Source organism: Hyphomonas sediminis (assembly GCF_019679475.1).
Lineage (GTDB): Bacteria > Pseudomonadota > Alphaproteobacteria > Caulobacterales > Hyphomonadaceae > Hyphomonas > Hyphomonas sediminis.
Genome location: NZ_JAIEZP010000001.1, coordinates 531,688 through 543,756, shown reverse-complemented (window position 1 = coordinate 543,756; position 12,069 = coordinate 531,688). Strand labels below are relative to the sequence as shown.

At 60.1% G+C, this 12,069-nt stretch carries 12 protein-coding genes; 6 read left to right on the top strand and 6 right to left on the bottom strand.

Going from position 1 to position 12,069, the window contains the following annotated elements:
• Positions 1 to 2: 2 nt before the first annotated feature.
• Positions 3 to 515 (bottom strand): flagellar basal body-associated FliL family protein, encoded by a 513-nt coding sequence (locus tag K1X12_RS02650; protein ID WP_220986092.1) that lies wholly within the window; start codon positions 513 to 515, stop codon positions 3 to 5.
• Positions 516 to 643: 128 nt separating this feature from the next.
• Between K1X12_RS02650 and fliF the strand changes: the two genes are divergently transcribed.
• Genes fliF through K1X12_RS02625 form a run of 5 tightly spaced genes read left to right on the top strand, consistent with a single transcriptional unit; the run spans position 644 to position 5,015 of the window.
• Entirely contained in the window at positions 644 to 2,233 is a 1,590-nt protein-coding gene (gene fliF / locus K1X12_RS02645) for a flagellar basal-body MS-ring/collar protein FliF (protein WP_220986091.1), read from the top strand.
• A complete protein-coding gene (locus K1X12_RS02640; RefSeq protein WP_220986090.1) occupies positions 2,226 to 2,849 on the top strand; it encodes a hypothetical protein in 624 nt (207 codons plus the stop codon). Before fliF ends, K1X12_RS02640 begins: the two co-directional genes overlap by 8 nt.
• Positions 2,849 to 3,166, top strand: coding sequence for a FliM/FliN family flagellar motor switch protein (locus tag K1X12_RS02635; RefSeq protein ID WP_220986089.1), 318 nt, complete (start codon positions 2,849 to 2,851; stop codon positions 3,164 to 3,166). Before K1X12_RS02640 ends, K1X12_RS02635 begins: the two co-directional genes overlap by 1 nt.
• A complete protein-coding gene (fliP, locus tag K1X12_RS02630) occupies positions 3,163 to 3,924 on the top strand; it encodes a flagellar type III secretion system pore protein FliP (protein ID WP_220986088.1) in 762 nt (253 codons plus the stop codon). The genes K1X12_RS02635 and fliP overlap by 4 nt, the downstream gene beginning before the upstream one ends.
• The gene (locus K1X12_RS02625) at positions 3,921 to 5,015 is read left to right on the top strand and encodes a FliG C-terminal domain-containing protein (protein ID WP_220986087.1); all 1,095 of its coding nucleotides are present in this window, start codon (positions 3,921 to 3,923) and stop codon (positions 5,013 to 5,015) included. Before fliP ends, K1X12_RS02625 begins: the two co-directional genes overlap by 4 nt.
• 87 nt (positions 5,016 to 5,102) lie before the next feature.
• Here K1X12_RS02625 and K1X12_RS02620 read toward each other — a convergent pair whose 3' ends face one another.
• The 5 genes from K1X12_RS02620 to K1X12_RS02600 all read right to left on the bottom strand — a co-directional run bounded on the left by K1X12_RS02620 (position 5,103) and on the right by K1X12_RS02600 (position 10,957).
• Entirely contained in the window at positions 5,103 to 6,212 is a 1,110-nt protein-coding gene (locus K1X12_RS02620; protein ID WP_220986086.1) for a flagellar basal body P-ring protein FlgI, read from the bottom strand.
• Positions 6,213 to 6,216: 4 nt separating this feature from the next.
• Positions 6,217 to 7,194, bottom strand: coding sequence for a flagellin (locus tag K1X12_RS02615; RefSeq protein ID WP_220986085.1), 978 nt, complete (start codon positions 7,192 to 7,194; stop codon positions 6,217 to 6,219).
• Positions 7,195 to 7,198: 4 nt separating this feature from the next.
• Positions 7,199 to 8,650 (bottom strand): flagellar hook-associated protein FlgK, encoded by a 1,452-nt coding sequence (flgK, locus tag K1X12_RS02610; RefSeq protein ID WP_220986084.1) that lies wholly within the window; start codon positions 8,648 to 8,650, stop codon positions 7,199 to 7,201.
• Between the two features lie 25 nt (positions 8,651 to 8,675).
• Entirely contained in the window at positions 8,676 to 9,980 is a 1,305-nt protein-coding gene (locus tag K1X12_RS02605; protein WP_220986083.1) for a flagellar hook protein FlgE, read from the bottom strand.
• A 116-nt stretch (positions 9,981 to 10,096) separates the two neighbouring features.
• Positions 10,097 to 10,957, bottom strand: a complete 861-nt coding sequence (locus K1X12_RS02600; protein WP_220986082.1) for a flagellar motor protein MotB — start codon at positions 10,955 to 10,957, stop codon at positions 10,097 to 10,099.
• Between the two features lie 162 nt (positions 10,958 to 11,119).
• Here K1X12_RS02600 and K1X12_RS02595 point away from each other — a divergent pair, with 162 nt between their 5' ends.
• On the top strand, positions 11,120 to 12,010 hold the full coding sequence (locus K1X12_RS02595; protein ID WP_220986081.1) for a FliM/FliN family flagellar motor switch protein: 891 nt from the start codon (positions 11,120 to 11,122) through the stop codon (positions 12,008 to 12,010).
• The last annotated feature ends 59 nt before the right edge of the window (positions 12,011 to 12,069 follow it).

Genomic DNA, 12,069 nt, shown 5'->3' with positions numbered 1-12,069 from the left:
CGCTACCTCAGCAGAAATTCCGTGATCAGCACACCGTTTGAAGCAGCGCTGCCGAGGACGAGTTCGGAGCGGCGCGCCAGCTGTTCGCGCAGGTGCGGATAGAAACCGGGATCTTCCAGATCGCTGAGCTCAATCGAGCGCAGGTAGTTGTTGAAAGCGTCGATCAGCATCGGCTCGGCAGCCTTCACCTTGGCGGCGTTGTCCTTGCCGGAGGTGACGATCGACAGGTTGAGCTTCAGGTAGCGGTCTGCCGGCGCGCTGCCGATGGTGATGAGGATTTCCTTCATCTCCACATAGACCTGATCCTGCGCGAGCGGCTGGGTGACGGTCATGGCGGCGCCTTCGCCGGGCGGGCAGGCCGCGGCGGAGGGGGCAGGCGGGCTCAGGAAGTAGAACAGGCCGAACGAGCTGACCAGGGAAGCGGCAGCAACGATCAGCAGCCCGGCGAGACCACCGCCGGACTTCTTTCCGGATTCCGTCTGACCCGAATCGTCGGTGTCGGGTTTGTTGGCCATCTAGCCCCCGGGGTTATCTGGTGAGGCAAGCTTCTTCTGACTTATCCGGGGTAAAGATAACCTTAACGTTTTGGCCTCAAATCTTAATCATTACGGCTGACTCGAACCCGCCTGGGGCGCACACATTTATGAAGTTCATCGATAATCTCCGAGCCCTGCCGCTTTCCCGGCAGTTGATGCTGGCAGCCGCTGCGCTGGGCATCATTGCTGCCATGAGTTTCCTCGTTCAGGGCGCGACCCGTGACCCGATGACGTTGCTCTATTCCGGGCTTGAGCCGTCCCATGCCGGCGAGATCATCCAGGAACTCGATCAGGCTGGAGTTCCCTATGAAATCAAGGGGGAGTCGATCTTCGTGCCACAGGGAAAGCGCGATTCGGTGCGCTTTACGCTGGCCCAGCAGGGCCTGCCGCGTCCCTCTGTGCAGGGCTATGAACTGCTCGACGAGGTCAACGGATTCTCGGTAACCTCGGAGATGTACAACGCCTCCTACTGGCGGGCGAAGGAAGGCGAGCTGACGCGCACGATTCTGGCGATTCCCGGCGTGTCGTCGGCGCGTGTGCATATCGGCGCGAATCTTCGTTCTGGTTTCTCGCGTTCGCAGCCCCACCAGACCGCGTCGGTAACCTTGACGACCGCCCGCGACATGACATCCGGCCAGGCCGAAGCGATCCAGTACATGGTGGCGCTGGCTGTGGCGGGTCTTAGCGCAGACGATGTGGCGGTGATCGATCCGGTGAAGGGTATCCTTGCCGGGCCGAATGCCAACAAGACCGAAGAGCCCGCGATCGCCGCTGAAAGCCAGGCGAGCCTGCTGGAGCAGAAGATCCTGCGCCTGCTGGAGCCGCGCGTGGGCGCCGGCAATGCGCGGGTTTCGGCGACCGTGGATGTGAGCCGGGAGCGGGCGCGGACTTCGGCTGTGACATTTGATCCCAATTCCCGCGTCATCCGTAACCGGACGACCAACGACACCAATTCCACCAATGCCGGTTCCGGCGGCGGCATGACCGTGGCCAGCAACCTGCCGCAAGGTACGGGCGGCGCGACCGGCAGCTCGTCGTCGAATAAAGGGTCGACCGAGACGGTTGCCTACGAGATCAACGAGACGCGTACCGAAGTCGAGACGCTGCCGGGCAAGGTGCAGAAGATCAGCGTGGCGGTGCTGCTGAACCAGCAGGCGTTGGGCATTGATCCGACGGCGGCAGACGCCACGCAGGTGCAGCAGCAGATGATCGCGGACTTCGAGAAGCTGGTTTCCTCTGCGGCCGGGCTGGACACGGCGCGCGGCGATTCGATTTCCGTGGAGTTGATGCCGTTCCAGGTGCTGCCGGCGGATGATCTTGTGCAGGCGCCTGGTATTTTCGAACAGCTGATGGAACGCTATTTCTGGTCTGGCCTGCAGGCTTTGCTGCTGGGCGTGGTCGTGATTGTGCTGGGCGTGGGCGTTGTGCGCCCGATGCTGGTGCAGAAGCCGAAGGGCGCGCTGGCGCCGGATGGCACGGGCGTTGGCGGCGCTGTCGCCGGAGCTGGCGCAGGCGCCGGGGCAGGTACAGCCGACGGCGACTCCGATCCGTTCTCATACCTGAAGGATTATGCGAGCGAGCGACAGGACGAGGCCGCCGCGCTTCTCCAGCAATGGCTCACGGAAGATCAGCAGTCGGCCTATGATGACCCGATCGCGTCAGCCTTTGACGATCACAAGGTGGCCGTGAATGAGTGAGGCCGTGTTCTCCCACCTGCCACGGTTTGATGCGGTTTCCGAGCGCCGGCCAGCCGACTGGCTGCGCGCGCTGACCGCCGGCGAGCCGCTGCCTGAGCCAGACATGCCGATGGCGTCGGCAATGATGGAAGAGGAGCCGATGGCGCCTCAGCCAGTCAAGTCCGAGCCGGTGGCCGTGCGTCCTATTCCGCAGGAAACCGCGGCGCTGCAGGCAGCAATCGGCAATCTTGCCAAGCTGATGGACCGGATTGACCTCGAATCCCGTCAGCAGACAGTCGACTCGATTCAGGCAATAGCAGCTCAGCTGTTCCCCGAATTGTCGCGCCGTTTCCTGGCCGAAGAGATCGGCCGGCACCTTCCAGGGTTGATCCCGACCTCGGTGCCAGTCGTTGAGATAACGGCCGCCCCGGAGCTGGCCGCGCAACTGACCGAGATGGTCAGTCGTCATCCTTCTCTGGAAGGACGATGCGAAATTGTTTCCCGGGAGGGGCAGGCGGGCGGCCGGGCGGATGTGTCCTGGCGCACGGGCGGGGTGACCTTCGATTTTGAAGGCCTCCTGAACGACTGCCTTGCCGAACTCGGATCAACTCACAAGACAAATACGGAGCAAATGTGATGGCCCAACCCGAAAAGGCGGCAGAGTTTGACGGCGCCGAACGCCGCGATCCTTCCGCGCGCAATTCCTACCGGCGGTCCATATACAGCGTTCCGGTGACCGTTACGGTTTCGATCGGGCAGAAACGCCTCAGCGTTCAGGAGATCCTGGAGCTTCAGCCGGACTCAGTGATCGCGCTGACATCCCGCATCGATGACCCGGTGGATCTCTATATCGGCGACAAGCTGATCGCGAAGGGCGAGCTGGTTGAGACCGAAGATGGCCAGATCGCCGTCAAGATTGTCGAGATCAGCGAGAAAGCTGCAGACGCCGAATGATCCGGGCGGCGGTCTTCTACCGTTTCCTGTTCATGACCGCTTTTGCGGCATGCCTTTCCTTTGCAGCCCATGCGCAGGAAGCTGTGCCGCCGGCCCTTGAAGGGCTACTCAATTCTTCCGGTGACGGACAGCTTTCAGGCTCGGTGATCCAGCTTGTCCTGCTGGTGACGGTGCTGAGCCTGGTGCCTGGCATCGCCATGATGGTCACCTGTCTGCCATTCATGGTGATCGTCTTTTCGTTCATGCGGCAGGCGATTGGTGTTCAGCAGGCACCGCCGAACATGATGATCATGGCGCTGGCCATGTTCCTCACATTCTTTGTGATGGAGCCTGTGTTCATGTCGGCCTGGGAGAACGGCATTTCTCCCTACATGAATGGCGCGCTGGACGAGCAGCAGGCCTGGACACTTACCACAGAGCCCTTCCGCGCCTTCATGATGCAGAGGACGGACCCGGAAGCGCTGATGACACTCGGCGACGCGGTGAACCGACCGGTCGTGGACGGTCAGGAGCCCGGCTTTTCGCTATTGGCAACCGCATTCATGCTGAGCGAGATCAAGCATGCCTTCCAGATCGGCTTTGTGATCTTCCTGCCGTTTATGGTGATTGATCTGGTGGTCGCATCAGTCCTTATGGCGGTTGGCATGATGATGGTGCCGCCGACAGTTGTTTCCCTCCCGTTCAAGCTTGGCTTCTTTGTGCTCGCGGATGGTTGGCTCAAGATTACGGAAGCCGTGTTGAGGGGCTATGCGACATGAGTAATGTGTCGAGAATGAACCGCCGGAGCGAAGCAGCTGCGGCCAAGGCTGAACCTGCCGGCCCGTCGCTGACGCCGCCCCAGCGCGCGGCGGTGATCATTGCGCTTCTGGGCGACAAGGCCGCCAAGCCGATCGTGGAACGGCTGGACGATGCCGCGCTGGCCCGGGTTGCCTCCTCGCTGGAGACGATCAAATACCTGTCGCGTGAAGACCTGATCTCCGTGGTGATCGGCTTCCTGACAGAGCTGCGCAAGTCCGCCGGTGCCCTTCGCGGGGGCAGGGAGCGGGCACGGGAAGTGATCCAGGGCGTGGTCGATTCGGAGCGGATGACGGCAATCTTCGGTGAAGAGCAGATCATGGCGCCGATCCCGCAATTTGTGGAGATCGGAGACATCTGGAGCCGCCTCAGCTCCCGTGAGCCGAGGGCGATTGCCGAATATCTCAACAAGCTGACACCGAACATTATCGCCCTGATCCTGCGCAAGCTGGATGCTTCCGTTGCCTCCAGCATCATCTGCCATCTGAAAGATGAAAAGTTGGGCCCGACCCTTGGTCAGATGGTCGAGGCGCCGAAGCTCGATCCGGGCATCGATTCGGTGATCGAGCGCATGCTGGAAATGGAATTCCTGAATGCGGCTGGCTTCGATGGCGGCGACGGCGAAGATGAGAGCCATCTTGAAACCATCGGGGAGGTGTTGAGCCTTATCCCTTCGGACAAGCGGGACAATCTCGTCGACTTTCTGAAGCAGCGCTATGAAACCAAGCTACCCAGCATTCAGAAGGGCCTGTTCACAGTTGAGGGCCTGCCAGGCTTGTTGCCGCGTCCGTCCGTGCCGATCGTTTTCAAGGAGCTTGAACAACTGACCGTGCTGCGTCTGCTCGCATCCTTCCGCGGAACCAACGATGCGGTTGCAGACTATCTTCTGGGCAATATCTCCTCGCGGATGGCGGACCAGTACCGCGAAGACCTGAAGGAGATTGTGATTGCGACCCCGGAAGAAGCCGAAGTGATCCAGCGCGAGTTCCTTACTTCGCTGATGGATATGCGCCGGCGCGGCATGATCACAATCAACAAGCCGAATGGACGGTGACCCGACCCAATTCGGTCCCGCAGTTAAAACAAAAGGCCGGCTCCATCAGGATCCGGCCTTTGCCTTTTAGGGAAGACATCTTCTCCGCTAACGGATGACCAGCTCGGCATGAATGGCACCGGCTGCCTTCATGGCGCGGATAATGTCTGCCATTTCCTGCGGCGACACGCCCAGTGCGTTCAGGCCTGCGATCAGCTGCGAGAGCGTTACATTCGGATCGAGCATGGCGATATTGTTGCTGCCCGTCTGCGTGATTGTGATCTCGGAGCGGGGCAGGACAATCGATTCGCCCCGGGCAAAGGGGTTGGGTTGGGATGCAACCGGCGTTTCCCGCACTTTGATGGCGATGTTGCCCTGCGCAATGGCCACGCGGGAGATCGTCACGTCCTCTCCCAGAACAATTGTGCCAGATTTTTCGTCAATCACGATGCGAGCAGGGGTGGCCACCTGGATGGCCAAGTTTTCAATGCTCGCAAGGATGCGGGAGGGGGATTCGGTCATCCCGCGCAGATCGAGATCAACAGTGCCGGGATCACGCATCGATGCCAACGTGAAGCCTACCGAGGCATTGATCGTGTCCTCAATCCGGGCGGCGGTGGTGAAGTCTGGCGAACGCAGAGCGAGTGAGATCGTTTGATGGCTGTTGAAGTCATAGTTCACTTCACGCTCGATACGGGCGCCGTTCGGAATCGCGCCGGTTGTCGGTGAGCCGCGTGTTTCGCGCGCGCCTTGCGCCTTCACATCGATGCCGCTGACGATGACTGTGCCTTGTGCGACGGCGTAAACCTGATTGTCGCCGGCAAGCAGGGGCGTGAGGATCAGCGTGCCGCCCTCAATGCTGGTCGCGTCTCCGATCGAGGCGATATTGACATCAATGGAGGAGCCGGAGCGGGCAAAGGGGGGAAGTGCGGCCGTAACCATAACGGCAGCAACGTTCTTCGGCTTGATATCCTCACCCTGAACGTTCACGCCCAGGCGTTCGAGCATGTGGGTGAGAGAGTCTTCCGTGAACGGTGAGTTTCGGACTGTGTCGCCTGTGCCATTGAGGCCCACGACGATGCCGTAGCCGACAAGATCGTTTTCGCGGACGCCCTGAACGTCTACAACATCGCGGATACGGGCCTGCGCTTCGGCGGGCGCAGGAAAGGCGAGGGTGGAGAGCGCGAAGGCGGCAAACAGCCAGGAAGTCCATTTCATGGGGCTACCTCAGGAAATTCAAGAGGTTGAGATTCGAGAGGCGGGAGGTCAGCGTGTACGCCGCTTCAAGACTCGCTTCGATCTGTTTGAGTTCGGTCGCAGCGTCATACTGATCGCGTCCAACCATGTTGTTGTAAACACCGTTCAGAATGGTTTCTTCCGTGTCGAGACCCTGCTGGGCCTTGCTGGCCCGCTCCTGCATCACGCCGACATCTGTGCGCAGATTGGTTAGCGCGGTAGAGCCTGAACCAAGACGGTTTGCACTGCCGCTCACGATATCCGGGTTCTGGCGGAACAGGGAAATATTGTCGTCCTGACCGCTTAGCGCCATGACGGCGAGGCCGGAAATAACCTCCGTGAGCGCTGGATCGACCGCGGTAACGCTTTCCGGGTCCGTCGCCGTTGCAGCGCCCTGATAGACAGACGTCTGCCAACCGCCTGTGGGCGAATTGAAGTAGTCGTCGAGTTGCGTTTCAAAGTCTGCAGGACTGACTGCGGTCTGTGCAATCTGGCGGACATCATCGAGCAGTTGCTCGGTCGAGTCGAAGGGGCGCGTGGCTGTGGCGTCGCCCGAGAAAAGAAAGCGGTCGCCGTGGCGTACGTTGAGCGTCGAGAAAATGTCGGACAGCGCGGCCTTCGAATCGCGCGCGACCAGCGTTTGGGCAGACTGGTCGCCATAGCCAACGGCGCTGAGCATCTGCACTTCAAGACCGGAGATCCGCTCCTGGATACCCCCAAGGCTTTTCTGAGTCAGGTCCAGACGGCCCTCGCGAATGCCGAGAAGGCTGCGCTGGTTTGCAATGTCGTCGAGAGCCTTGCGACCCATCATGGCGTCGCCGATGCGGCCACCCAGATGGGCGGTCAGGTCAGCATACTGTCCTGATACCGATTCCTGGGAGACCACCGTCGCGCGCGCACGCAGGTCCGACACGCTCTGACTGAAAGAGGCCGAGACGATGCTGTTCGGAGGAATGATACGCATGGGATCAGAGCTCCATCAGGATGTTTATCATGTCGCGCGCCGATTGGATGACACGCGCATTGGCGGAGTAGGCTTGCTCGATGAGCAGCAATTCTTCCATCTGCTGGTCGACATCGACACCGGTGAGGGACTGTTCGGCTTCGACGAGCGTCAGGTGCTGGGCCTGCGTCGAGGCAAGAACAGAGTCCTGATAAACGCGTTTCTGGCCGACCAGCGAGGAGAGCTGGGCCGTAAGGTCGGTTGCGGAGAAGGAGCCCTGCAGGCCGGCACCGGTCATGGATTTCACCTGGGTGAAAGCGTCAAACATGGCCGAAAGGATGGTGGAGTCACCGGGCGGGCCGGAGGTGGCGGCACCGATGCCGTCGCGCAGGCGCCAGATTTCGCCGCCCTGCGCCGGATCGATGGCCGCATTGATCGAGATACGTGACGCAAGCCCAAGCGTGCTGCCGCCGGCGGGATCAACAAACAGGCCTTGTTCGCCGGGCGTTTTGGTCGGGTCGATGCTGTCATCGGAGAGCCTTGTGATGACATCGTTTGCCACCATGTCCAGCTGATCCATGAAGGCCGGAAGGTCGGCGTCGCGGAGTGTAAACAGCGCGCCAAAAAGACCGCCCGAGACTGCGCCGAAGGAGGTGGATCCCGGTGTGAGATCCGTTCCGCTTACGGAAATGCCGGAAAGCTGTCCGCCTGCCAGCGTCCTGTCGGACGTAAAGCTGTTGGAGGGGGTGAACTCGATTTCCTGAACGCTGCTGCCGTTGATCAGATAGACGCCCTGGGTTGTGAGCACGTCGATCGTGCCGCCGTCGCGCTGAACGGTTTGCACCGGCAGGTATTCAGCAATCGTATCGAGAACGCGTTGGCGTTCGTCCAACAACATCGCGGCCTGTTCGGAGGTGCGGTCCATGCCCGACAGCCGTTTGTTGAGATCCTGGATCTGCTTGAGGGACGCGTTGACCGTTTCGACGCCTTGCGCAATCTCGCTGTCGGCTTCGGAGCGGGCCTGTGCGGCATAAGCGGACAGACTGTTGAGCTCCCTGGCGATGCCCTTGGCAGCATCGAGCAGCGCAGCAGTGGTCGCCGTGGACTCAGGGGAGGTGATGGAGGTTGATAACGCTGTCTCGAATTTTGAGAAGGCGCTGAAGAGACCCGTGCCGTCAGCAGTGCTGCCGACACGGGTAGCGATGGATTGCCAGGTGGAGGCGAGCACGGTCGCTTGCGCCACGTCGCTGGTAAGCTCCCGCCGCTGGCTCTTGATCGCACTGTCCTGAACGCGAGCCACCCCATTGGAGGTGACGCCGGCCGTCTGGGACCCAACCATGAGCTCGCTGATAACGAGAGAACGCCGGACATAGCCCGGCGTACTCGCATTCGCGACGTTCTTTGCAACGACCTCGGCTCTCAGGCCAGAGACCTGAAGGCCGGATTGTGCTGCGTTGAGGGCGGCTGAAATGCTCACTTAGCCCGGTCTTCCTGTCTGTCCGTCAGCGCTTCAGGTTCGTGGTTTCCTGGAGCATTTCATCGACGGTCTGGACGATCTTTGCGTTCGACGAATAGGCGCGCTGGGTCTCGATCAGATCGGTCAGCTCGGCGGCAATGTCGGTCGTCGATTCCATCAGCGAGTAGCCAGCTACGGTCCCGACGGGGCCTGTGCCCGCATCCCAGAGATAGAGGCTGCCGCTGGATGCGGAGACCGAATAAGCCTGAGAATCCAGTGAGTTGAGGCCGTTCATGTTGGGAACGTCGCCAACCGGGATCTGGTAGAGTGTGCGGCGCAGGCCGGTATCATAGACTGCTTGCAGGTATCCGTTTGCATCGATCTCGACGGACTGGAGGTCGCCCAGCGGCGCGCCATCCTTGGTCACGGCGGTCGGCGAGTAGGAACCGGCGAGCTGCGTCATGCCGGCGCTGTCGTTCGGGCGGCCGATGAAGATTTCCACCGGACCGTGTTCGAGGTTCATCGACAGGCGGCCGGTGGGGGCATCATACGTCACGCCGCCAGCAGCAGTTGCCGTAGAAATACGGCCGCCATTGAGCGCGGTGTCGTCAAAGACCAGGTTCAGGTCGCCCAGCGACGTGGCCGGGTTGCCGGCGCTGTCGAAGAATCGAACGTTCCACTCGTTTGACGAACCGGAGCCCGGCACGACGGGCGTGAACTCAAGGGTCAGCGTCTGGGCACGTCCAAGGTTGTCGAAATACTCGACGGGCAGGAGGTAGGGGTCACCGGGGCCACCTGCATTGGTCGCATCGGCCGGAAGGTTGATCCCGAGCTCAATGCTCGTGGTCGGTGATGCTGTGAACTGCGACGTGGCGATGTTGACCGGCTCGAGGTTCAGACCGCTATTGCGGCTGACATTGCCGATACTGCCATTGGCATCCGCCGGCCAGCCAAGCAGGAACAGGCCACTCTGCGTGCGCAGATAGCCGTTCTGGTCGGGATAGAAGGAGCCGGTAGATGTGAGCATCATCTGCCGTTCTGACGACAGGGAGCCGATCCCCGAATTGTCCGTCACCGGAATGAGGCCGCGACCAGAGACAGCAATGTCGGTTGCGCTGCCGGTGCGAACCAGTGAGCCGGTTGCGGCAATATCCTTGTAGGTGTCGATACGGACACCGCCTGCCGCATAGGCAGAGGATTTCTGATGGAGCACCATGCTCGAGAAATCCACGGCGCTGCGTTTGTAGCCGTAGGTGCCGGAGTTTGCGATGTTGTCGGAAATGGTGGCGAGGCGAGTGCCGTTGACACTTAGCCCCATAACCCCCGCGTTCAGGGAGGATGAGATGCTCATATCTGGTTGCTCCTGCGTCAGATAATCACGCAAATTGGAGGCAACTCGTAAATAAGCCGATAACTCCTGTTATCCGAATTTTTTAACTTTCGTGAAACCTTTTCACGAGGTTTGAATCAGTTCGTCAGTATCGTGATTGAAATCCGGCGGTTCTGCGCGGCCATCGGGTCGTCCTTTATCAAGGGGTCCATGTCGGCCTTGCCCGAGACTTCGCGGATGCGTCCTGCCGGGATGCCGCGTTCCATCAGCAGCCGGCGCGCAGCGTTCGCGCGGTCTGCCGAAAGGTTCCAGTTGTCATAGACTGCGCCATTACGATAGCGGTGGCTGTCCGTGTGGCCGACGATCTTGATATCATTATCGAATTCGCCAAACGAGTCCGACACGGCCGCGATAAGCTGGATCATCGTTTCAGACGGCTCGCTGCGGCCGAGCGGGAAGAGGGGAGTGCTTTCAGAATCGGTGATTTCAAGCACAATGCCTTCCGGCGACATCTTGATCATCAGATGCTCCGACAGTTGGCGGCTCTCCTCGCCAAGCGACTCCTTGAGGTCTTCAAGTTCGTTGGCGATCTGCTGCTCGTCATTCTGTTTGGCGGCGTCCGTCATGCTTTCGGATTTCGATTCAGACTCCGACTTTCCATTCCCGTAGGCGGGATGTTCGACGGTTTCCTTACGGTTCGCGCCCGTGCCCATCTTAGCGTAGGTGTTTTCGGCAAAGATCGAGGAACCGTTGAGGCCATCGGCACCGCCGCCAGAGATCCGGCTGATCGGGATGGTGGGACTGAAATAGTCGGCAATGCCCTTGCGCTGCTCCTCAGTGGTGGCGTTGAGCAACCACATGAGCAGGAAGAACGCCATCATAGCGGTCACAAAGTCGGCATACGCGACTTTCCAGGCGCCGCCATGATGGCCGTCCGCCTTGTAGACCTTCTTACGCTTAATAATGGTCGGTTCTCGTACTGAGGAATCCGCGGCCATTTCTACCACCAATTTTGCTTCTGCTTGGGTGGCTTTTACCATTGCATGCTCAATTAAGAGCGTAGGCTGGAGGTAAGGATTGGGCCAATCCGATAACCATTCCTCAACCAATTCCTCAGCACTAAGAGTCGTTGGAATCGTTTAATCCCAAAGGGGTGGGGTATGTCCTCCGTGCTGCGGAAAATGATGGGAGCAGGTTCGGGTTTGCCGCCGACGATCCTGCGCTATCAGGATTTCTGGGACAATCTCCACCAAGCGGCGTCCGTGTGGGCGACCGAGGCGCTTGATGGCAGCCTCGTGCAACAACCTGAATTTCGGCGTGTTTACGATGGCGCAGCCGCGCTGGAGGCGCTGGAGCGCCGCACGGCATTTTTTTTTAGCTCTATGGTTTCTCCGGGTCTTTGCGCCGTCGCAACTGACGCCCCTGGGGCGGCCAGGGTCGTTGCCCGGCGCCTGAATCAGGATTTCGAGAGTGCCAAGGAAGCCTCCTCTCTCTTTCTGAAGCTGATGTTCGAAGCGCCTGCCGTCTCCCTGTGGCGCGGCGTTTCAGGGGCTCTGGAAGGTCATGAGGCGGATACGAGCATGTCTCCGCTTTGCGATCCGGTGCAGGTTGCCGGCAATTTCGAACCGGACAGCCGGTATCTTGTGGTCGCGTATTCGGTGATGCCCGAAGCGCTGCGTTCGCAGGTCTGGTTCGTTTTCGACCTCGATTATCTTATGGGCTGCGCGCATGAAGCCGAGCGGCGCACTTCAGATCACAAGCGCCCGGTTACCTCGAGCCTGGTTCGGGACAGCGTCATGGCCTCTCCTATAAGAGTTGAGGCGGTTCTTGATAAAATATCAATGACGATAGGCGAATGCTCTCGTCTGAAAGTTGGCGACCTTGTTCCGCTGCCAGATACCGATCCCCGGTCGGTGCTCCTGAATGCGGAGACCGTCAGCGGTCAAATTGAAATCGGGCAATGTGAACTGGGGGTCTGGAAGCGTCAGCGCGCGCTCAAGATTACGGAACCCATGCTTGAACCCTTCTCGCAGGAAGTCGCGAAGATGTAGTCAGGAAAGATCGCCCGCAGCCGCTCAAGAGAGAAGCGGCGCGGTTATTGGTACACGGA

What these genes read in the sequence shown, in the direction of transcription:
- K1X12_RS02635 (WP_220986089.1), top strand. Translation starts at nt 2,849, where the DNA reads ATGGCCCAACCCGAAAAGGCGGCAGAGTTTGACGGCGCCGAACGCCGC.
- K1X12_RS02640 (WP_220986090.1), top strand. Translation starts at nt 2,226, where the DNA reads ATGAGTGAGGCCGTGTTCTCCCACCTGCCACGGTTTGATGCGGTTTCC.
- K1X12_RS02605 (WP_220986083.1), bottom strand. Translation starts at nt 9,980, where the DNA reads ATGAGCATCTCATCCTCCCTGAACGCGGGGGTTATGGGGCTAAGTGTC.
- K1X12_RS02615 (WP_220986085.1), bottom strand. Translation starts at nt 7,194, where the DNA reads ATGCGTATCATTCCTCCGAACAGCATCGTCTCGGCCTCTTTCAGTCAG.
- fliF (WP_220986091.1), top strand. Translation starts at nt 644, where the DNA reads ATGAAGTTCATCGATAATCTCCGAGCCCTGCCGCTTTCCCGGCAGTTG.
- K1X12_RS02625 (WP_220986087.1), top strand. Translation starts at nt 3,921, where the DNA reads ATGAGTAATGTGTCGAGAATGAACCGCCGGAGCGAAGCAGCTGCGGCC.
- K1X12_RS02595 (WP_220986081.1), top strand. Translation starts at nt 11,120, where the DNA reads ATGTCCTCCGTGCTGCGGAAAATGATGGGAGCAGGTTCGGGTTTGCCG.
- K1X12_RS02600 (WP_220986082.1), bottom strand. Translation starts at nt 10,957, where the DNA reads ATGGCCGCGGATTCCTCAGTACGAGAACCGACCATTATTAAGCGTAAG.
- fliP (WP_220986088.1), top strand. Translation starts at nt 3,163, where the DNA reads ATGATCCGGGCGGCGGTCTTCTACCGTTTCCTGTTCATGACCGCTTTT.
- K1X12_RS02620 (WP_220986086.1), bottom strand. Translation starts at nt 6,212, where the DNA reads ATGAAATGGACTTCCTGGCTGTTTGCCGCCTTCGCGCTCTCCACCCTC.
- K1X12_RS02650 (WP_220986092.1), bottom strand. Translation starts at nt 515, where the DNA reads ATGGCCAACAAACCCGACACCGACGATTCGGGTCAGACGGAATCCGGA.